This window comes from Ruegeria sp. R8_1 (assembly GCF_017743815.1).
Taxonomy (GTDB): domain Bacteria; phylum Pseudomonadota; class Alphaproteobacteria; order Rhodobacterales; family Rhodobacteraceae; genus Ruegeria; species Ruegeria lacuscaerulensis_A.
The window spans coordinates 64,175-84,788 of the sequence record NZ_JAGHRL010000005.1 but is presented as its reverse complement, the minus strand read 5'-3'; the positions used below and the strand labels follow the sequence as shown (position 1 = coordinate 84,788).

Here is a 20,614-nt window from a genome sequence, read left to right as displayed (position 1 = left end):
GTGGAAGACCAAAAACAAAAACTAGAATTGGTTAAAAAGCCAACTGTCAATGACATCGCGCGTGTTGCGGGTGTCAGTCTGGCGACTGTTGACCGGGTCTTGAACAGACGCCCCGGCGTGCGGGCCGTAACCGTACAGAAAGTACAAAAGGCAATTGATGAGCTGGGCTATGTGCGCGACACGGCTGCGGCCAACCTTGCGCGAAACCGAGTTTACAACTTCCTCTTTGTGTTACCGGACACGGATAACGAGTTTGTAGAGGCGATTAGCAGTCAGATCGCAGAACAATCTCGTGACCAATTTATCGAGCGGACACGTACTTCGATAAAGAAAGTAGCTCCGTTTGAGCCGCAGGATATCGTCAACATTCTGGATACTGTCGAAAGCTTGGACGTTGATGGAGTTGCCGTTTTCGGTCCTGAAACACCTTCTGTCCGTGACGCCGTAAAGAGGGTCAGAGATAAGGGCGTTCCAGTCGTCGCCTTGGTGTCTGACTTGCCGAGCTCTGAGCGAGACCACTTTGTGGGAATCGATAATGTGTCTGCAGGACGCACAGCTGCCCAGTTGATGGGGCGGTTTGTAGATCGCAAAGGTAAAGTACTGGTCCTGACAGGCTCTCGTTTGGCACGCGATCACCTAGAAAGGCGTCAGGGTTTTGATCTTGTTGTGGCAGAGGATTTCCCTCATCTCGAAGTCGTAGCATCGGTCGAGGGCCGGGATGACCCAGATCTGATCTACACTTTGCTGCCCGAAATTTTTGAAACCTACCCGGATCTGGTCGGAATTTATTCGTCAGCTGCGGGCAATGCAGGTCTGATTCAATTTCTTTCCGAGAACAAGCTCAGCGAAGATCTGGTGATCATTGCTCATGAGCTCACACCGCTTAGTCGGGAAGCGCTTAGGCTGGGTACATTTGACGCTCTAATCTCGCAAGACACCGGCCACATCGTACGTTCTGCCGTACGTCTGTTGCGCGCAACTTCGGACAAGGTTCCATTCAACAAAGCGCAGGAACGCATCCGTATCGACATCTATCTGAAGGAAAATTTACCGCCATAGAGGCATAGGTTTTGGGGAGGAATTATTATGAAGACGATCAAAGGTCCAGCTTTGTTTCTTGCGCAATTTGCGGGGGACGAAGCACCGTTCAATTCGTGGGACGCGATCACCAAATGGGCGGCGGATTGTGGATACAAAGGCGTTCAAGTGCCCAGTTGGGACGGTCGGCTATTCGACCTTGAACAGGCTGCGTCCAGCATCGGTTATTGCGATGACTTCAAAGGCAAAGCCCAAGAAAATGGCGTCGAAGTCACCGAACTTTCAACGCACCTTCAGGGCCAGCTAGTCGCCGTTCACCCAGCCTATGACAGTGCGTTTGATGGCTTTGCAGCTGAAACCGTTCGGGGGAACCCGAAAGCGCGCCAAGAATGGGCCGTAGATCAGGTTATAAAGGCACTGTCAGCATCAAAAAACCTGGGCATTTCGGCACATGCTACCTTCTCAGGCGCGTTGGCATGGCCCTATGTCTATCCCTGGCCGCAGCGACCTGCAGGCTTGATTGAAACGGCGTTTGATGAACTCGCTCGTCGTTGGGTTCCGATCCTTGATCACGCCGAAGAATGCGGCGTTGATGTCTGCTACGAAATTCACCCCGGAGAGGATCTCCACGACGGCGTGACCTACGAAATGTTTCTTGAGAGGACAGGCAATCACCCTCGCGCGTGCATGTTATACGACCCGTCGCATTACGTTCTTCAGTGCCTCGACTATCTGGACAATATCGACATCTACAAGGACCGAATACGCATGTTCCATGTTAAGGATGCAGAGTTTAATCCAACCGGTCGTCAGGGCGTTTATTCCGGGTATCAAAGCTGGGTAGATCGGGCCGGGCGGTTTCGGTCGCTTGGTGATGGCCAAGTGGATTTCGGTGCAGTCTTCTCAAAGATGGCCGCGAATGACTTTGATGGCTGGGCTGTGGTCGAATGGGAATGCTGTCTCAAACACCCCGAGGATGGTGCGCGCGAAGGCGCTCGGTTTGTGTCAGATCACATTATCCGTGTGACCGAGAAAGCTTTTGATGACTTCGCGGATGGTGGTGCCGACGAAGCCGCAAATCGTGCAATGCTGGGGATTAAGTGATGGTCGCAGGACGCAGTGAAGAAACGTCAGGACGCATTCGGCTTGGCATGGTTGGCGGCGGAAACGACGCCTTCATCGGCGGCGTTCATCGCATAGCCGCGCGACTGGACGACAAGTTCGAGCTGGTTGCTGGAGCTTTGTCTTCGACACCACAGAAATCTCTTGAAAGCGGTGAGGCATTGGGCCTCGAACGAGTTTATGAAGACTTCAAGCAAATGGCGATAAGGGAAGCCCGGCTGAAATCTGGGATCGAGGCGGTGTCAATCGTTACGCCAAATCACGTCCATTATGCAGCCGCACGTGAGTTCCTGAAACGCGGTATTCATGTCATTTGTGACAAGCCACTCACCTCGACCCTTACGGATGCAAAAAAGCTGGTCAAAGCGGCAGAAAGCGCGAACGCCCTATTCATTTTGACCCATAATTATACGGGCTATCCGATGGTTCGGCAGGCGCGTGAAATGGTCGCCAACGGCGATATTGGCAAGATCCGCGTGGTTCAGGTTGAATACCCGCAGGACTGGCTGACCGAACAGCAGGACTTCAAACAGGCGGAATGGCGAACCGATCCCGAACGCTCGGGCGCGGGCGGATCAACCGGTGACATCGGAACCCATGCTTACAACCTTGCCTGCTTTGTGACCGGGCTGACAGCGGAAAGCTTGGCGGCGGACTTGCAGGCCTTTGTGCCGGGGCGCAAAGTCGATGACAACGCGCATGTCTTGCTTCGCTTCGAAGGCGGAGCGCGCGGTATGCTGTGGTCTTCTCAGGTGGCACCCGGCAATGAAAACGCACTTCGTTTGCGCGTCTATGGCGAAAAAGGAGGATTGGAGTGGTCTCAGGAAGATCCCAATTACCTTTGGTTCACGCCATACAATGAACCCAAGCGGCTGATCACCCGAAATGGAGCTGGTGCTGGTGACGCTGCCAATCGGTTGAGCAGAGTTCCTCCGGGCCATCCCGAAGGATATCTGGAAGGTTTCGCTAATATCTATGGAGAAGCTGCTGAGGCGATCCTAGCTTTTCGAAACGGGATTTCACCTGACGCTTCGATTGTTTATCCAACGGTTCACGACGGGCTCAATGGTGTTAAGTTTGTAGCTGCTTGTGTGCAAAGCTCTTCAAGGAATGCGGCTTGGGTCAAGTTGGAATAAATCCCGTTGCAACGTTCAGATTACACACCACTGCAAGATCTTCGAAACCGAAAACGAAAGCTGGTACTTCAAAAACCGCGAAAAACGTTAATCCCAAACCCCAGGCCCGCCGCAACTGCGTTAAATGGAGGTTGCGCTGCGCCGGACCTGTTCATCACTAAGGGGGTCAAAATTGGATGACTATTGACACAGCCCTGATTTTGTATGCGTTGCATGTAGCCACGGACCAGGGTCTTTCGACGACAGAACCGTCGCAGTAAGTTGGCCTCACGAACAATATACAGCGCCCAAATCGATAGCTGGTTTCTTCAGCAAGTCTTTAGAAATTTGATCGCAGCGAAGTGAACTGATCAGCTTGTCCGTTGCTTGTAATAGGTGTCTTTGTGCACAATTAGCCCATCGCGATAGGTCAGGATGTCGACGCTGAGGAACTCTTCTTTCGAGCCATCCTTATGCGTCGCGGTACGCCGGTATTCACAGTAGGCTTTGTTGCCTGAAATCGCGCAGTCCAACGTTTCCCAGTGCACGTTTTCGACTTTTTCGAACAGCGCAGAAAATGCACCCCGGATGGTTTCGGCGCCTTCCAGACGTACGCCATGCACGTCCGGGCCGACGGCGTGGTCAAATGTGGCGTCGTCTGCGAAGTGCTTCATCACTGCATCGATGTCGTTGGCGTTAAACGCGTCGCCGACAGCGTCGACGAGGTCTCGGGTCAAAGCGGTCATGTTTGCGGTCCTTTTCCTTGAAGCATATCGCAAGTGAGTTTGAAGAAGGGGCTTGCTGGGTCGACCAGCACGTTCAGTTCGTCAAAGTGATCGACTTCCGGAACGACATAGAGGCCCATCTGGCGCGCGGGCGTTTCATATTTTTCGACATACATCCGGGCTTGCCGGTGGAATTCGTCAGTTTCCGCACCGCCGACAACGACCAGCTGCGGTGCATTCGTGATTGGCGGATGGTTGGTCATCGGGCTTTCCGCTTCGGCCTCTTCGGGGGTCATGCGGATACCGGCGTTCAGTGCCTCGGTCAGACGCACCGGTTCAAGATAGCTGAGCGGTGACACAGGGATGCCGGATTTGATCAGGTCTGCAGGAAGATCGTCGCCAAGCGCGGGCCAGTCGGTCGCCATCATCATCTGCGTAATATGGCCGCCAGCCGAGTGGCCCATCACGGTGATACGGTCTGGATTGATCCCCAAGTCACGCGCGTTGCGCCAGATAAATGCCATCGCTTCCCGGATTTCTTCGGAAATTCGGGTGATGGTCACAGATGGGCAAAGGTCATAGCCGATGATCACAACATTGAACCCTGCCGCGACAAAGGGCGGAGCGATGAAGCTATAGATCGACTTGTCGCCGCGCTGCCAATAGCCGCCGTGCACGTACACCAATGTCGGTGCGGTCGCATCCGGGCAGCGGAAGACATCCAGCTTTTGTTTCTCACCTTCGCCATAGCGGATATCGAGGCTGCAATCGGATGTGGCGCGCGCGGCCTCGCTGTCGCGGCTCCAGGCTGGAATGACAGTCTCTTCATAGTCAGGCCGCCCTGCCCGCAGATTGTATTGCGCGTCGAATTCATCAGGGCTGAAGCGGGTGTGATAGGTCAGATGATCTTTCATGGCAGAGCCTCGGGTTGGGGTGCTGAGAAAAATGCACCACGGCAATAGACAAGTGGGGGGACGGGCACATGGGTGTAGTGGATGACACGGCCCAACAGGATCTCATGATCGTCGGCATCGACCCTGCTGTGAACCACGCACTCCAATTGAGCCGAGGCTCCGGGGATAAGCGGGGTCGCGGTTCCGGCGGTCCATTCGGTGTCGGTAAATCGGTTTTCGACATCACTGGCGAAGTGCATCGCAAGGTCTTTTTGCACGGCCGACAGGATGTTGACCGCGAAATGATCCGATTGCGACAGCGTCGGGAACACCCGGCCTGACTTTGCGACGCAAACCGAGACAACCGGCGGCTGCAACGAAACCGAGGTAAAGGAATTGGCGGTCAGGCCCCATGGCGCGCCGTCTGTGTCATAGGTGGCGACGATGGTCACCCCCGTCGGAAAGGCGCCAAGGGCGCGGCGATAGTCTCGGACGTCCATCATAGGACCCCTTCGCTGGCACAGGCTTTTTCCAACTCGGCCCATTCGTCGGGGTTGGTCCCGAAATGGCGCATGACGTGATCCTGATATGCGGGACGGCCGGCAAGTCGCTGGTACCAAGCCTCGACATGTGGCAGCGGCGGGCGGTCGACCTCGACGTTGAAGTAACGATATGCCACACAGCCCAAGGGAATATCGGCCATCGTAAAGCTGTCCCCGCAGACATAGGCACGATCCGCAAGGTGTTGATCCAGAAGTGTCAGGGCTTCATGCGCCTCGTCACGCAGCTTGGCGATCTTTTCCGGGTCGCGCTGGTCGGGTTGCGTACGTACCGTTGCGAAGAACAGGTAAATCACCGGCCCAAAGGCACGACTGGCAGACCACTCCATCCACTGATCCGCAGTCGCACGGGTTTGAACGTCCGACGGGCTCAGCGTTCCCGCACCGTAGCGGTCACAGAGGTACCGTACGATGGCGAGGCTTTCCCAAAGTGCAAAATCCCCATCCCGGATCGCCGGGATCATCCTGTTGGGATTGATCTGCGCATACTGCTCGGTGTCGAGCTTGCCAAAGCTGCCCCCGGCCAGTTGCAGCGTGTAGTCCAACCCCAGCTCATTCGCTGTCCAGATCACCGGAATCACATTCGATGAATAGGGACGTCCCCATATTTCAAGCATGTTCAAGCATCCTTTTCTGAGCAATGGATTGCGTGCCAAACTTGGGAACCACATGTTCGAACAGACGATGCCAACTGGCCAGAATTTTCTCGTAGGGCACCCCGGTATACTGCTGCATCAGCATCAGGTGATCGAGGCCGATGGTTTCCTGCCGCTCGGCAAATCTGTCCGCGACGTATTCGGCATCGCCCACCACGATGATCCCGCGTTTGTTGAGGAAGTCGAACCAGTCCATATCCTCATCCTCGGGTGTCATCTCTTCGCCCACGTCCAGATAGCCGTGCTTGGTCCATTCCCCCTTGGGACGCGACCCGCCAAGGAATTCGTAATAGGCATTGATCGGGCCGCGGATGGTGTTCACCGCTTCCTCCATGCTTTCACCGACATAAAACGCCGTGCAGACACCAACGCCTTCGCCCAGCTTCACCTCGCGCCCTTCGCGTTGCGACAGGGCCTGACGATACGGCTCCCAACAGGCCAGCGTCGCCTTGGGCCCCGCCGCCATCGAGATCACGCCCCAGCCGCGCTCGCCCGCCAGCTTGAACGTGGGCGGAGCGTTCGACATCAGCCAGACCGGCGGATGAGGGTTGGAATAGGGGCGTGGATGCACATACATCGCGTTATATTCGCCGTCTTCGTCGTGGTAGCGCGGGTCCAGAGGATCAAAGAACCGGTTGGTCTCTTTCCAGCCGGGAACAGGGAATTGATAGAACTCACCATGATGGGTGAACGCTTCGTTGGTCCAGGCTTTCAGGATAATCTCAAGGCTCTCCTGATACAGCCGCATGACCTTGGCATTGTCGCGCCGGTCCGCGTCCTTATTGAATTGAAGGGTCGAGCGTTCGTTGATGCCCTTGGCAACACCAAAATCAAACCGGCCTTGGGTCATATTATCCAACATTGCAGCATCTTCGGCGACACGCAGGGGGTGCCAATCGGGCAAGATGATGGGGGCCGTCCCAACCCGCAGTTTCTTGCAGTGCGCGGCCACATGCGTACCCATCTGGATCGGGTTGGGCGGCGCATTCATATAGCCGTTATGGGCAAAGTGATGCTCGGTGAACCATGCGGTTGTGAAACCAGCCTGCTCGGCTAAGGAACACTGTTCGAGGATCATTTCCAGCGTGCGCGCCCATGGAATCGTCTCGCCGGGGCTAAAATTGGCAATCAAATCAAAGCGCATAGCTTCCTCCCATGCAGTCCAAGCGTGGTTGATTTTTCCCTCATATTTCAACTAAGTTGATTTTTTATCGATAAGTCAACTGAAATCATTTATCCTGAAGACATGAAAAATGACGTGTCCCAGACTGACGCCCAACGGCTCGGCAGTGAAATTCGCGAAGTGCGTAAAGCGCGTGGACTGACCCTGCAGCACCTGTCCGAAGCGGTGTCATGTTCCAAAGCCTATCTCAGCAGGATTGAACTTGGCGCGGCCAAGGTGTCAGAGGACCTGCTTGCAGAAATTAGCGATGCGCTTGCGGTTGACCCGGGTTGGTTCTTTCCCACACAGGCGGGAGAAGGTCCGCTGGAACGCAAGCACGTCGTGCGACGCGAAAACCGCAGGGCGCTGTCTGCGATGTATACGCGGTCAACAGATGAGTTGGGCTTTGCGGACGAATTACTTTCCAGCACGTTGTCCGGCCAGTGTTACCTGATACTTTCGCGATTCCGTCCCGGCGCAGGACAACCGCCCGAGCCGCTGGAGGGGTATTCCTTTGAAGGTGAGCAACACGCCATCGTCCTAAGCGGTGAAGTTGAACTGCGTCTCGGGGACGAGATCATTTCTTTGCGTGAAGGAGATAGCTTCTCCTACCCGTCCATGATCGCGCACCGCTTTCGCAACAAGACAGAAAAAGAAGCGACAATGGTCTGGGCGATGTCACCTATACGCATCACCTGGTGACGTTTGGTCTTGTCAAAGGCTATCCAAGAAAAGCTATGCGTATGTAGCGGTCGCAAACGTTTTGGCCGCCGTTCGTCCCACCTGCTTGCATTCAACGGTGACCAAGGATTTAAGTTCGGACATTGCTGCCGTCCGCTCTGTCAATTCGAGCATCAGCGAGCTGCGTATTTAAGATTTTCTTGTTTGTTAAGACAGCAACGATCCCGCTGCGGGAAAAAAGCGGCGTAGATTTTATTGAAAGTGCTGACAACTATTCGGTCAGACGGACGGCCTTGTAAAGCTGCCGAAACCGCGTCAATCTTTCGAACAACGGCGCCAGATCTGCGGGCTCGAACCGGTCGGTTGATGGAGGTTGAACTGCAAGATCAGTTCTTTCCAAAGCGCCTACACCCAAAGCTGCCAGCCTTGCCGCACCATAAGCCGGACCGGAATCTGCCCCAGCTGACCGCACAATTGGCTTTCCGGTCACCGTCGCGATCAGTCTCAACAACAGATCTGATTTGCTGCCTCCTCCTATCGCTGCGAGTTCCGGCAAATCTTCGATTGTGCCACCGAAACTCTGCGCCGCATCGGCAAAGCAGAAAGCAATCGCCTCTACCACGGAACGGCAGATGTCTGCGCGTGTTGTGGAATCCTCCAGTCCAAAGAAACAGGCTCGGATATGCGGGTCGCCATGCGGACTGCGCTCACCCGTCAGATAAGGTAGAAAGACTGGAACTCGATCCCTGCTGGCCGTTTCAGCAAGCGCGACAACCTCGGCCGCGGACAGTTCCAATTGGCTGCCTATCCATGAAATCGGCCGTGCACCATTCAACATTGCTGCCATCTGATACCAGCGGTCGGGCAGTGTGTGCGCAAAAGCATGCACATAGCGTTCGGGGTTTGGCTTGTAGCTTCGATCTGCCACAAACAACTGGCCAGAAGTCCCAAGGGAGATAAACCCGCGACCCGGTTCGGTGGCACCCAAAGACACAGCCCCTGTTGCTGCGTCTCCGCCTCCGGCAACAACTGGAGTTCCAGGTTTAAAGCCGGTCTCAGTCGCGGCTTGCGCTGTCACAGTCCCAACGACACTATGCCCATCGAACACCTGCGGCAGCCAATCCCAGTCTACATCCGTGGCTTCGGCGATACCTGCATGCCAGCCACGCGGCGCTTGATCGAGCCACATTGTACCGGCGGCATCGGACGTATCAGTTCCCAATTCGCCATGCAGCTTTAAACCGATGTAGTCCTTAGGTAGCAGGATATGGGCAAGTTGGGCATAGTGCCTCGGTTCATGTTGCTTCAGCCATGTAATCTTGGGCGCGGTGAAGCCCGGTAAAGGTAGGACGCCAGCGATTTGACCAATCTCCGGCAAGGTCGTGCGCAGTTTATCGCATTCTCGCGCTGCCCGGCTGTCATTCCACAGGATTGCCGGGCGGATTGGGCGCAGATCACGGTTCAGCAATACGGCCCCGTGCATCTGACCTGACAACCCGATCGCCTTCACCTGTGACAATTTGGTTTGCTTGGAAAGCTGGGCTAAGGCGTCGCGTGTCGCCTGCCACCAAAGATCCGGGTGCTGCTCTGACCAACCGGGTTTAGGAGAGGAGGTCTTTATACTCACCGAAGACGTTGCAAGAATTCGACTGGAATCCGCGCAGACAAGTTTGACCGCCGACGTTCCAATATCTATCCCAAGATACATTTAAACCCCTTGCCTGCACAAAAGTCCGGAACTTGTCTTGCTATTGATCTTTTTAGCGCGCGCAAAGAATATGTAAAAATAGGATAAGATCAAGGCGGCTGAGATCCGCAGGCAGACTGGCATGACCAAGATAAAGAATATGGAAGAATTCGCAGCCCTTAGCGGGATCTCGCGTCCCACTGTTTCCAAATACTTCCACGATCCAGACAGTGTTCGCCCTTCGACGAGGGCTCGTATCGAAGAGGCGCTGGAGCGGTTTGACTATCGCCCGAACATCTATGCTGTGAACCAGAACCGTAAACTGACTAAGAATATTGGCATCGTCGTGCCCTATCTGGCCGATCCGTTCTTTGCCGAAATTGCGCGGTATCTTGAGCAAAGCTGTATCGCAGCGGGGTATCGCCCGTTTCTGTTCAGCTCTCACGGTGAACAAAAGCTGGAAAACGAAATCCTGGACGGCTTGCAGTCTTTAAAGCCCGCAGGCGTTTTGTTGGCACCATTGGGACGTATCTCAGACAAATCCGCGATTGAGAAATTCTGCGCCAGCGTCCCGACGGTTCTGTTTGACAGTAACCTCGACGGTTTGGGCGCCGCATTTATCGGGTCCGATAATTTCAGCTTTGTGTCTCAGACCGTGGAATACATGACCCGTACTGGCGAGCCGCCTTCGTTCTTCGAAATGCGGACACCTGCAAATCCCAATGCAAACAAACGGCGAAAAGCTTATATCGAGGTGATGGAACGTCTGGGTTTTGAGCCGCATGTGATCAAAATCGAAGGCACAGGTTGGGCCTTTGAAGAGATTGGGCGGCTCGGCGCGCTCAAGGTGCTGGATGAACACAAGTTGCGCACGGATTCAGTTCTGTGCAGCAATGACCGATTGGCCATCGGCTTTCTGGCGGCGTGTTTTGAGCAGGGGATTCGCGTCGGGCGGAAAGACGATTGCGCTTTGCGTGTAGCGTCAAATGACGATCATCCCTTTGCAAAATTCACCTGCCCGTCACTGACCACCGCAGCGCACGATTATGACAATGTGGCGGCGCGAAGCGTCGAAACACTTTTCGAACTCATTGAAAATGGAGGGAAATTCGAAAACCGGACGGAGACTCTTTTCCCAGCTCGGTTGGTTCTAAGAGAATCCGCATAACAGTACAAAATTAACGCGCGTAAAGTTTTTATTGACTGCGCGACAAATTGCGATCTAACCTCTCTGCACGACATCCAAGCTCAGGGAGGACAGGGATGTATCTGAAGCACGCACTTCGTGCGGCGACTGCAATGACTTTCGTCGCAACGGCAGCGGCCCATGCGCAATCCATCACTATCGCGACTGTAAACAACGGCGATATGATCCGGATGCAGGGCTATACAGACAAATTTACCGAAGCGACTGGAATTGACGTCGAGTGGGTAACGCTGGAAGAGAACGTCTTGCGCCAGCGCGTCACCACCGACATCACCACCAAGGGTGGTCAGTTCGACATCATGACAATCGGCATGTACGAAACCCCGATCTGGGGTGCGAACGGCTGGCTGGTTCCGCTGGATGGTCTGTCCGAGAACTATGACGTTGGTGATATCCTGCCCGCAATGTCAGGCGGTCTGAGCCATGATGGCACGCTCTACGCGGCGCCGTTCTATGGCGAAAGCTCGATGATCATGTATCGCACCGACCTGATGGAAAAAGCAGGCATGGAAATGCCCGAAGCGCCAAGCTGGCAATTCATCAAACAAGCCGCGGCGGCCATGACCGACCGTGACGCTGACATCAACGGCATCTGCCTGCGCGGCAAAGCCGGTTGGGGCGAAGGTGGCGCGTTCATCACAGCCATGTCCAATTCATTTGGCGCACGCTGGTTTGACGAAGACTGGAAGCCCCAGTTCGACCAGCCAGAATGGGCCGACACGCTGAATTTCTACGTTGAAATGATGTCGGAATCTGGTCCCGCAGGCTATGCCACAAACGGGTTCAACGAGAACCTGTCCCTGTTCCAGCAGGGCAAATGCGGCATGTGGATCGACGCAACCGTTGCGGCGTCGTTTGTGACCAACCCCACAGACTCGACCGTAGCGGATAGCGTTGGTTTTGCACTGGCACCTGACACCGGATTGGGCAAGCGCTCCAACTGGCTTTGGGCTTGGGCATTGGCTATTCCGGCAGGCACACAGCAAGAAGACGCAGCCAAACAGTTCATCGAATGGGCAACGTCAAAAGACTACATCGAGTTGGTAGCCGAAAACGAAGGTTGGGCAAATGTTCCGCCGGGTGCGCGCACCTCTTTGTATGAGAACCCGGAATACCAGAAGGTTCCCTTTGCCAAGATGACGCTGGACTCGATCCTGTCCGCTGATCCGAACAACCCCACGGTCAAGCCGGTTCCATATGTTGGTATCCAATTCGCTGCGATCCCGGAATTTGCAGGCATCGCGACCCAGGTCAGCCAGGAGTTCTCGGCGGTCTATGCCGGACAGCAAACGGTTGAAGAAGCACTGGCCAAGGCGCAGGCGTTTACCGCAGAAGAAATGGAAGCCGCAGGGTACTGAGGTCTTCTCCCCGCGGGCGGGCAGTAATCTGCCCCCCGCCTTACCCTTCCACAATTCGCGTTTTTCTCGCAGGCTGAGTTACGCCTGAACAGAGAGGGTTTGCGTTATGGCTACTCAACATTCCCGATCCGTTGCTCGCCTGATGATGGCACCTGCAGTGGTCCTGCTACTTGGCTGGATGCTCGTGCCGCTGACGATGACGCTGTATTTTTCATTCAAGAAATACCTGCCTCTGCGGGGCGGTGATCTGGGCTGGGTCGGTTTAGACAACTATGTTCGATTTGTTTCATCCAGCTCATTCTGGCCGGCAGTTCAAGCAACGCTTGTGATTGTCGGAGGGGTCCTTGTCATCACTGTTGTTCTGGGCATCCTTTTGGCGATGCTACTGGACCAGCCGATGTGGGGCCAAGGGGTTGTCCGTATCCTCGTGATTGCGCCCTTCTTCGTCATGCCCACTGTGTCCGCTCTGGTTTGGAAGAACATGTTCATGGATCCGGTAAACGGTCTGTTGGCCCATCTGTGGCGCTTTTTTGGGGCCGAGCCGATTTCGTGGCTATCCGAGGCGTCGATGACCTCGATCATCATGATCGTCTCGTGGCAATGGCTGCCCTTTGCGACGCTGATCTTGCTGACCGCTATCCAATCGCTGGACAGCGAACAGCTGGAAGCCGCCGAGATGGATGGCGCGCCGGTTCTGAAGCGCTTCTACCACATCATTTTGCCGCACCTGAGCCGCGCGATCACCATCGTAATCCTGATCCAGACGATCTTCCTGTTGTCGATCTTCGCCGAGATCTTCGTGACCACCGGCGGCGCATTCGGCACCCGTACACTCACCTACCTGATCTTCCAGCGTGTGTTGGAGAGCCAGAATGTTGGTCTCGGATCAGCCGGAGGTGTCTACGCAATCATCTTAGCCAACATCGTTGCGATCTTCCTGATGCGCATCGTCGGCAAGAACCTGGACGCGTGAGGAGGTAAGACTATGGCCCGCGCTGTCACAACCCGCCGCAAATCGCTGAACACCGCCCTCGCCTGGGCCGTTGGTTTGCTGATCTTTTTCCCGATCCTCTGGACCATTCTGACCAGCTTCAAAACCGAAGCGCAGGCAATCGCCAGCCCGCCCTTGTTCCTGAACTTCAACTGGACGTTGGAAAACTACGCCATCGTGCAGGAGCGCTCGGACTATATGCGGTTCCTGTGGAATTCGGTCATTATCGCTGGCGGGTCGACTGTTCTGGGTGTCATCATCGCGGTGCCCGCCGCATGGGCCATGGCCTTTGTGCCGTCCAAGCGCACCAAGGACATTCTGCTGTGGATGCTGTCCACCAAGATGTTACCTGCTGTTGGCGTTCTCTACCCGATCTACCTGCTGTTCATTCGGTTAGGTCTGCTGGATACGCGCGGAGGACTGGTCGTTGTCCTGATGCTGATCAATCTGCCGATCATTGTCTGGATGCTCTACACCTACTTCCGTGAAATCCCCGGCGAAATTCTGGAGGCCGCGCGGATGGACGGGGCGACGTTGAAAGAGGAAATCCTCTATGTCCTGACGCCTATGGCCATCCCCGGCATCGCCTCGACCGTGCTGTTGAACTTCATCCTGGCCTGGAACGAGGCGTTCTGGACCCTCAACCTGACCGCCGTCGACGCGGCCCCGCTGACGGCCTTCATCGCCAGCTATTCCAGCCCCGAAGGCCTGTTCTTTGCCAAGCTTAGCGCAGCTTCGACAATGGCAATCGCACCAATCCTGATCCTTGGCTGGTTCAGCCAAAAACAACTTGTCCGCGGCCTGACCTTCGGCGCTGTGAAATAAGGAACACGACATATGGGACGCATCCAACTCAAGTCCGTGACCAAAAGCTTTGGCGATGTGCAGGTCATTCCACCGCTGGACCTGACCATCGAAGATGGCGAGTTCACCGTCTTCGTCGGCCCCTCAGGCTGCGGTAAATCCACCCTTTTGCGTCTGATCGCTGGGTTGGAGGATATCACCTCGGGCTCTATCGACATTGACGGCGCGGACGCCACCGATGTCCCGCCCGCGAAACGAGGGCTGGCGATGGTGTTCCAGTCCTATGCTCTGTATCCCCATATGACCGTGCGCAAGAACATCGCCTTTCCCCTTCGTATGGCGAAGCTGGATCAGGCCGAGATCGACAAGCGCGTCGAAGGCGCGGCAAGCGTCCTGAACCTGACCGACTATCTGGACCGCCGTCCAGGCCAGCTGTCTGGCGGCCAACGCCAGCGGGTTGCCATCGGGCGCGCGATTGTGCGCGAACCGGCGGCATTTCTGTTCGACGAACCTCTGTCCAACCTCGACGCTGCATTGCGGGTAGGCATGCGGCTGGAGATCAGCGAACTGCACGAACGCCTCGCCACCACCATGATTTACGTGACACACGATCAAGTCGAAGCCATGACCATGGCCGACAAGATCGTCGTCCTTCAAGCCGGAGTAATCGAACAGGTAGGCAGCCCGCTAGAGCTGTATCGGACACCGCGCAACCTGTTTGTTGCGGGTTTCATTGGCTCCCCAAGAATGAACTTTATCGAGGGCGACGAGGCCGCAAAGCACGGCGCACAGACCATCGGAATACGGCCAGAACATATCACAGTCTCAGAAACCGAAGGGGAATGGTCCGGGGTGGTGAGCGTTTCCGAACATCTGGGCTCGGATACATTTTTCCATGTCCACGAGACGGGGCTGGCCGACACAATCACTGTCCGCGCTGATGGCGAGGTCGGTTTCCGTCACGGCGACCGCATTCACCTGACACCACGCGCCGATGTGATACACCGGTTTGATGCGAAGGGCTTGCGGATCGAATGACACGTCTGGCTGGCAAAACCGCCCTGATTACTGGGGCCGCGCGCGGCATAGGGCTGGCCTTTGCGAAAGCCTATGTTGCGGAAGGAGCCCGTGTCGCCATAGGCGATATCGACATCCGGCGTGCGCAGCAAGCCGCGACTGAAATCGGTGCCGCGGCTTTGGCCGTGGAAATGGACGTGACAAACCAGCCGAGTATCGACGACGCCATTGCCTGCACCGCAGCTCAATTTGGCCCGATCGATATATTGGTCAACAATGCAGCGATCTTCACTGCCGCCCCAGTTGTTGAGATTGAGCGCGCCGACTACCAACGTGTCTTCGACATCAACGTCGCCGGCGCCTTGTTCACCATGCAGGCCGTCGCGCGCCACATGATCGCGCATGGTACCAAGGGCCGTATCATCAACATGGCGTCACAAGCAGGACGTCGCGGTGAGCCTCTGGTCGCTGTCTATTGCGCCAGCAAGGCGGCGATCATTTCCCTGACTCAATCTGCAGGGCTGAACCTGATCGCACATGGGATAAATGTGAACGCCATATCTCCGGGTGTGGTGGATGGAGAACACTGGGACGGGGTAGATGCATTCTTCGCGAAACACGAAGGAAAACCCCCCGGACAGAAGAAATTAGAAGTGGCCGCAGAAGTTCCCTACGGCCGCATGGGCCGGGCCGAAGACCTGACCGGGATGGCGGTGTTTCTCGCCTCGGACGAGGCAAAATACATCGTTGCGCAAACCTACAATGTCGATGGCGGAAATTGGATGAGCTGATGAACCCTGTGACACACGCAACCCCTCCGATCCAACTGCGGCGAGACAAGCTTGCAGACCTGCCATCGACCGTTGGAACTCCTAGCTATCAGCATTCGGACTTGAAGCCCGGCATCGTTCATATCGGCCTTGGTAATTTCCACCGTGCCCATCAGGCTTGGTACATTCATCAGCTCATGCAGCAGGGCAAGGCCCGCGATTGGGCCATCATCGGAGCAGGAGTACGCAGTTATGACGCCGAAATGCGCCAGAGGCTGTTAGCGCAGGGCTACCTGACCACTCTGATTGAACTAGACCCCAACGGCGTATCGGCGGAAGTCATAGGCCCGATGATCGACTATCTGCCGATTGAGGCAGGAAACGCTGCACTGATCCGCGGGATGGCTGATCCGTCTATTCGAATTGTATCCTTAACTGTGACTGAGGGCGGCTATTTTCTGGATGCCAATACCGGCGCATTCGCTACGGATCACGATGATATTCTCCATGATGCGGCAAACCCAAATTACCCCCGAACCGCTTTCGGCGCCATTGTCGCAGCGCTCGGGATACGTCGTGCAAATGGCTTGACCCCCTTCACCGCGCTGAGCTGTGATAACCTGCAGGGCAATGGCACTATCCTTCGAAACTGTATCGTAGGGTTAGCGCGCCTGTCGGACCCTGATCTCGCCGATTGGATCGACCGGAACGGCGCATTTCCCAATTCGATGGTAGACTGCATCGTGCCGGCGACTACAGATCAAGTGATTTCTCAATGCCACGCGCTCGGTGTTGACGACCATGCCCCAGTTTCACATGAGAACTTTCGCCAATGGGTCATCGAAGATGACTTTTGTGCAGGGCGTCCACCTTTTGAACAGGTTGGGGTCACACTGACCAAGGATGTTCACGGATACGAGGCATTGAAGCTGCGCATATTGAACGGAGGACACCAACTGCTCGCCAATGTTGGCGAGATCCTAAATGTCCCGACGATTTCAGCCTGCATGCAAGACCCTGACATATTGGCGTTTTTCAAAAAGGTCCAAACCGAAGAAATTCTACCCCATGTCGACGCTGTTCCTGAAACGACCCCGCAAGAGTACCTTGAGCTGGTTGAACGTCGATTTGACAACACTGCAATTCACGACACCACGCGCCGGGTCGCATTCGACGGATCGGCGCGACACCCTGGTTTTGTACTGCCGTCGATACGCGATGCAATTGCTTCAGGCGCTTCCATAAACGGACTGGCTCTAGCTGAAGCTTTTTGGTGCAGGATGTGCGCAGGGATTCGCGAGGATGGCTCAGAAATCGCCGCCAATGATCCTGTTTGGGAAATTCTGAGAAAAACGGCACTGGCAGCCAAAACTGATCCCGGTCGTTGGCTTGAGCAGGACCTTTATTGCGGTGAATTCGGCGACGGCTCACAGTTTAACATTGCCTTTGGCCAGTGGTTAGACGGGATTTGGAAAAATGGGAGCAGAGCGGTCCTAGCTGAATATATTTCTCATAGCTCTTCTTCGAACTAGCTTCCCGCAACTCCAATCAAGCAGCTGGGGCGCACGCTGGTTCTAGCCAAGTAAAACAGCGTTAATTTTTGAGACAATATCTAACAAACGATGCGGCTACAGTGATTTTCAGCTTCGAGCCCAGCCTTGAGTTTAGGTTTGTCTGCTTCGGGTCGAGGCCAGTCATCAGCAACCATTGAGCCAACGGCAACACTGGTTCGCAAGCCGGACCCGCAAAGTCTATTTGGAATGTTCAGTTCGGGCCGCACGTTAAGGCGACCCATCTGCGCTAGATTTCAATGGCTTCGGCGGTGGCTAGGGCATTCTCAAGTTCGACGCCAAGGTATCTGACTGTACTGTCCACCTTGGTGCGGCCCCGCAAGAGCTGAACGGCGCGTAGGTCGCCTGGCCGTGGTGCCGCAATATCCCAAGAGAACGCCTCCGAGACCTAAATGAACATGGCAACGGGTGGCGTTGGGGCCGCGTTGGGCATTGGCGGGTTTGAGACACAGATCGTAATTCTGTTTGAAACACCCGGCGATTTCCCGAAGTTTTTCAATGACGGCTACGACGCAACCGCCGAAAGTGGCGTTATGTTCGGAGAAGAGAAGGCTGGTGAGACCGTCCGGTTCATTGATGGTCGATCTATCTTTGTACTCACCAAGAAAGGCTGGCGTGTCGCGACGAATGCTACGGGAACAAAATACTGGCGAGCACCGGATTTGAATTGATATCGCTCAACGGCAGACGCGCGGTTCCTATTTTGCCAAAGGCAGCATGCGTAGCATCAACTCAGGGTCGACAGAGGAATGGCCTGTATGTCTACAAGTGTCAGCGGACGCTACGCAGCTTGCTTCAAAAATCCAGCAGCAATCCCATCATTCAATCTTCCCGTCCTTCCATACAATTCAATTAGACGAGCAGTATCGATCCAAGCAAGAATGGATCTTTTCGAGTGCCAATAGGCAGGTCAGCTATAAACCAGCTTTTTGAATGAGCGCCTGAACTGGTCAGCCTCGCCTCAAGATGTCATGCTGCATAAGACACTTGGAGTACAAAGATGATCGAACGATTAGACTATGTGTCCATCAATGGCACCGCTATCGCTAGTATGGTAAAGGCAAAGAAGGACATGCCATCCATTGACAAGAAGCTAAGTGGACCTGTCCCGTTTTCATGCCGCCCCAAGTGCTCGTTTAGGCTACTTTCCCTTCGAAGGCGACCGGGCTTTTCCATCCCAGGGCTGAGTGCCGACGCCGGGGATTGTAGAAGCCATTGATGTACTGGAAGATGGCTGTTTCAGCCTGGCGTCGGGTTGGCCATGACCGTTGCCAGATCAACTCTGCTTTGATTGTTTTGAAGAACGTTTCGACTACCGAGTTGTCATAACAATTTTCTTTGCCGCTCATCGACACCTGGAACCCGTACTTGCGTAGCAACTTCTGGTAGTCGTGCGAACAGTATTGCGATTCCCGATCCGTATGATGGATGCAGCCTTTGGGCGGTTGCCTGAGCGCCACAGCCATTTTCAATGCTCAAATTGCCAAATCACGTTTCATGCGGTTCGACACTGTCCAACCGATCACCCGGCGTGAATGCAAATCGAGGATGACAGCCAGATTGAACTTTCCTGCCAGTCTTGTCGTATGTTAACCGTCTATATTCCATGTACATTCTCCGATGCCTTCGAAAGCTGATCTATTCGGGATCGGCCAGTGATCGAAAGTCGCCGTCCCAATACGCCAGCGGATTAGTCTCGGAGCTTTCTGCACGCTCGACCTTGCCGATCAGAATGCGGTGCGTGCCGAATGAGACGGTCTGAATATGCAGGCAGGTGAAGATTGCGGTAGCATTTGACAAGACCGGCAGGCTCGTCCGTTGGTCAATCGTCCAATGTTCAGACGCAAAATTACGTTGATCCGCAAGGTCGGGGGCACCGGCGAACGCAAGCGCCAGCTTGTCATGCTGCTGCGCGATGTAGTTGACGCAATAGACTCCATGTTCTTCTATCATGCCCAGAATACGGCTTTTCTTGTTGAGGCAGATCAGAACGGCAGGGGGCGCTGCCGTCAGCGAACAGACGGCGCTGACAGTTGCGCCATGGTGGCCGTGTTCTCCGCTGGTGGTTACAATCGAAACGGGCGTGACGGCGTTGCGCATCGCGGCTGTGAATTCAGTGGGGTCCAGCATGACCACTCCTTTGGCTTCACGCCTGTCTGAAATTTCAGGTGCCTTGATCGCAAGATCGAATTGCTTAAGCTTTGCCCAACATAAACTTATGCAGGCAGATCATGCGACGTGCCCTTCGCAACAAACTGGACCAGCTCCGCCCCGGTGCCTTATCCAAGCTCGAACCGGTTGGGTTCGATAGCAATCGCATGCGGCGAACCCTGCCGCCGTTGCAAACCCTGATTGCATTCGAGGCCGCCGCGCGGTTGCAAAGCTTCACTTTGGCCGCGTCCGAACTGAACCTGACGCAGCCGGCGGTCAGCCAGCAGATCAAGCTGTTGGAAGATCGCCTGGGCATCAAACTCTTCCGTCGCCGCAACAACATGATCCTGCTGACCGAACAAGGTGAGCAATTTGCCGACGACGTGGCTGAGATGCTTAATACGCTCGGCGAAAGCGTGCAGAATCTGGCCCCTGATGCCGGACGGACGACGCTGACGGTCAGCCTGCTGCCCTCGTTCGCCTCGACATGGTTTGCGTCGCGGGCGCATCGGTTTGTCGAGGTCAACCCCTTGGTCGATTTGATCACTCTGTCGACCGTGGCAAAGACAGGCTTTGGGCAAGAGGATGCGGATGTCGCAATTCGCTGGGGCCCTGGCGGGTATACGGACGGGTACGAAGAACATCTATTTGGCGAGCAGCATATTCTGGTCGCCTCGGCGCAAACGGCTAGGACGCTGGGCAGTATGTCGGACATCAATGCACTGGCGAACCGGCCCTTTCTGCACGACACCAATTACAGTGAATGGCGCGCGGTGATCGAACTAAATGGCGGTGATCCGGCGGCGTTTGAACATGGGGCCTATTTCGGCGACAGTAGCGCCACGGTGAACGCCATTCTCTACAGTCAGGGCATCGGCGTTGTCCGCGATGTAATTGCCCGGCATCTGCTTGCCTCGGGTGCTTTGGTGCAATTGCCGTTCGAGCCAGTCAAAGGACCATTCTCCTACTATTTTATCTGCCCCGAACGGCGCGTTGAACAGCCCCGTGTGCAGGCCTTTCTGACCTGGTTGAGGCAAGAGGCACATACTCCATAAGAAATTCTTTGCCGCTGCTAAAGGATTCACCATTTGTTGCTTTGCCAGCTT

The 20,614-nt window shown here is 55.2% G+C and carries 20 protein-coding genes and 2 pseudogenes; 13 read left to right on the top strand and 9 right to left on the bottom strand.

The window, feature by feature from the left end:
• Genes J7380_RS12625 through J7380_RS12615 form a run of 3 tightly spaced genes read left to right on the top strand, consistent with a single transcriptional unit; the run spans position 1 to position 3,296 of the window.
• Entirely contained in the window at positions 1–1,059 is a 1,059-nt protein-coding gene (locus J7380_RS12625) for a LacI family DNA-binding transcriptional regulator (protein WP_170356299.1), read from the top strand.
• Between the two features lie 27 nt (positions 1,060–1,086).
• Positions 1,087–2,142, top strand: coding sequence for a sugar phosphate isomerase/epimerase (locus J7380_RS12620; protein WP_209196151.1), 1,056 nt, complete (start codon positions 1,087–1,089; stop codon positions 2,140–2,142).
• The gene (locus J7380_RS12615; RefSeq protein ID WP_209196150.1) at positions 2,142–3,296 is read left to right on the top strand and encodes a Gfo/Idh/MocA family oxidoreductase; all 1,155 of its coding nucleotides are present in this window, start codon (positions 2,142–2,144) and stop codon (positions 3,294–3,296) included. Before J7380_RS12620 ends, J7380_RS12615 begins: the two co-directional genes overlap by 1 nt.
• A 350-nt stretch (positions 3,297–3,646) precedes the next feature.
• Here the strand turns inward: J7380_RS12615 and J7380_RS12610 are convergent, their stop codons facing one another.
• The 5 genes from J7380_RS12610 to J7380_RS12590 are packed head-to-tail and all read right to left on the bottom strand — an operon-like array spanning position 3,647 to position 7,253.
• Entirely contained in the window at positions 3,647–4,021 is a 375-nt protein-coding gene (locus tag J7380_RS12610; protein WP_209196149.1) for a nuclear transport factor 2 family protein, read from the bottom strand.
• A complete protein-coding gene (locus J7380_RS12605; protein WP_209196148.1) occupies positions 4,018–4,914 on the bottom strand; it encodes an alpha/beta hydrolase in 897 nt (298 codons plus the stop codon). The genes J7380_RS12610 and J7380_RS12605 overlap by 4 nt, the downstream gene beginning before the upstream one ends.
• Complete coding sequence (locus J7380_RS12600; RefSeq protein WP_209196147.1) at positions 4,911–5,396, bottom strand: flavin reductase family protein; 486 nt, start codon at positions 5,394–5,396, stop codon at positions 4,911–4,913. The genes J7380_RS12605 and J7380_RS12600 overlap by 4 nt, the downstream gene beginning before the upstream one ends.
• Positions 5,393–6,070 (bottom strand): glutathione S-transferase, encoded by a 678-nt coding sequence (locus J7380_RS12595; RefSeq protein ID WP_209196146.1) that lies wholly within the window; start codon positions 6,068–6,070, stop codon positions 5,393–5,395. Before J7380_RS12595 ends, J7380_RS12600 begins: the two co-directional genes overlap by 4 nt.
• Positions 6,063–7,253 (bottom strand): LLM class flavin-dependent oxidoreductase, encoded by a 1,191-nt coding sequence (locus J7380_RS12590; protein ID WP_209196145.1) that lies wholly within the window; start codon positions 7,251–7,253, stop codon positions 6,063–6,065. Before J7380_RS12590 ends, J7380_RS12595 begins: the two co-directional genes overlap by 8 nt.
• Positions 7,254–7,367: 114 nt before the next feature.
• Between J7380_RS12590 and J7380_RS12585 the strand changes: the two genes are divergently transcribed.
• Positions 7,368–7,973: an XRE family transcriptional regulator gene (locus J7380_RS12585; protein ID WP_209196144.1), complete on the top strand. Its 606-nt coding sequence runs from the start codon at positions 7,368–7,370 to the stop codon at positions 7,971–7,973.
• Between the two features lie 250 nt (positions 7,974–8,223).
• On the opposite strand, the gene xylB is transcribed toward J7380_RS12585, so the two are convergent.
• Entirely contained in the window at positions 8,224–9,660 is a 1,437-nt protein-coding gene (xylB, locus tag J7380_RS12580; RefSeq protein ID WP_209196143.1) for a xylulokinase, read from the bottom strand.
• Positions 9,661–9,781: 121 nt separating this feature from the next.
• On the opposite strand from xylB, the gene J7380_RS12575 reads away from it, so the two are divergent.
• From J7380_RS12575 to J7380_RS12545, 7 genes are all read left to right on the top strand, one after another.
• Positions 9,782–10,807, top strand: coding sequence for a LacI family DNA-binding transcriptional regulator (locus J7380_RS12575; protein WP_209196142.1), 1,026 nt, complete (start codon positions 9,782–9,784; stop codon positions 10,805–10,807).
• A gap of 95 nt (positions 10,808–10,902) precedes the next feature.
• On the top strand, positions 10,903–12,204 hold the full coding sequence (locus tag J7380_RS12570; RefSeq protein ID WP_209196141.1) for a sugar ABC transporter substrate-binding protein: 1,302 nt from the start codon (positions 10,903–10,905) through the stop codon (positions 12,202–12,204).
• Between the two features lie 106 nt (positions 12,205–12,310).
• Positions 12,311–13,177, top strand: coding sequence for a sugar ABC transporter permease (locus J7380_RS12565; RefSeq protein WP_209196140.1), 867 nt, complete (start codon positions 12,311–12,313; stop codon positions 13,175–13,177).
• A gap of 12 nt (positions 13,178–13,189) precedes the next feature.
• Positions 13,190–14,020: a carbohydrate ABC transporter permease gene (locus J7380_RS12560; protein ID WP_170448185.1), complete on the top strand. Its 831-nt coding sequence runs from the start codon at positions 13,190–13,192 to the stop codon at positions 14,018–14,020.
• Between the two features lie 12 nt (positions 14,021–14,032).
• Positions 14,033–15,037 (top strand): ABC transporter ATP-binding protein, encoded by a 1,005-nt coding sequence (locus J7380_RS12555; protein ID WP_209196139.1) that lies wholly within the window; start codon positions 14,033–14,035, stop codon positions 15,035–15,037.
• Positions 15,034–15,807 carry an L-iditol 2-dehydrogenase gene (locus J7380_RS12550; RefSeq protein WP_209196138.1) on the top strand — a complete coding sequence of 258 codons (774 nt, stop codon included), beginning with the start codon at positions 15,034–15,036 and terminating at the stop codon, positions 15,805–15,807. The genes J7380_RS12555 and J7380_RS12550 overlap by 4 nt, the downstream gene beginning before the upstream one ends.
• Entirely contained in the window at positions 15,807–17,318 is a 1,512-nt protein-coding gene (locus J7380_RS12545; RefSeq protein ID WP_209196137.1) for a mannitol dehydrogenase family protein, read from the top strand. The genes J7380_RS12550 and J7380_RS12545 overlap by 1 nt, the downstream gene beginning before the upstream one ends.
• Positions 17,319–17,586: 268 nt before the next feature.
• Here J7380_RS12545 and J7380_RS20380 read toward each other — a convergent pair.
• A pseudogene (locus tag J7380_RS20380) lies at positions 17,587–17,709 on the bottom strand (integrase); the annotation flags it as partial.
• A 40-nt stretch (positions 17,710–17,749) separates the two neighbouring features.
• On the opposite strand from J7380_RS20380, the gene J7380_RS12540 reads away from it, so the two are divergent.
• The gene (locus tag J7380_RS12540) at positions 17,750–18,028 is read left to right on the top strand and encodes a hypothetical protein (protein WP_209196136.1); all 279 of its coding nucleotides are present in this window, start codon (positions 17,750–17,752) and stop codon (positions 18,026–18,028) included.
• A gap of 465 nt (positions 18,029–18,493) precedes the next feature.
• On the opposite strand, the pseudogene J7380_RS12535 reads toward J7380_RS12540, so the two are convergent.
• Positions 18,494–18,916, bottom strand: a pseudogene (locus J7380_RS12535) (IS3 family transposase); the annotation flags it as partial.
• 79 nt (positions 18,917–18,995) lie between these two features.
• Entirely contained in the window at positions 18,996–19,487 is a 492-nt protein-coding gene (locus J7380_RS12530; protein ID WP_209196135.1) for a flavin reductase family protein, read from the bottom strand.
• 101 nt (positions 19,488–19,588) lie between these two features.
• Here J7380_RS12530 and J7380_RS12525 point away from each other — a divergent pair, with 101 nt between their 5' ends.
• Complete coding sequence (locus J7380_RS12525; protein WP_209196134.1) at positions 19,589–20,563, top strand: LysR substrate-binding domain-containing protein; 975 nt, start codon at positions 19,589–19,591, stop codon at positions 20,561–20,563.
• The last annotated feature ends 51 nt before the right edge of the window (positions 20,564–20,614 follow it).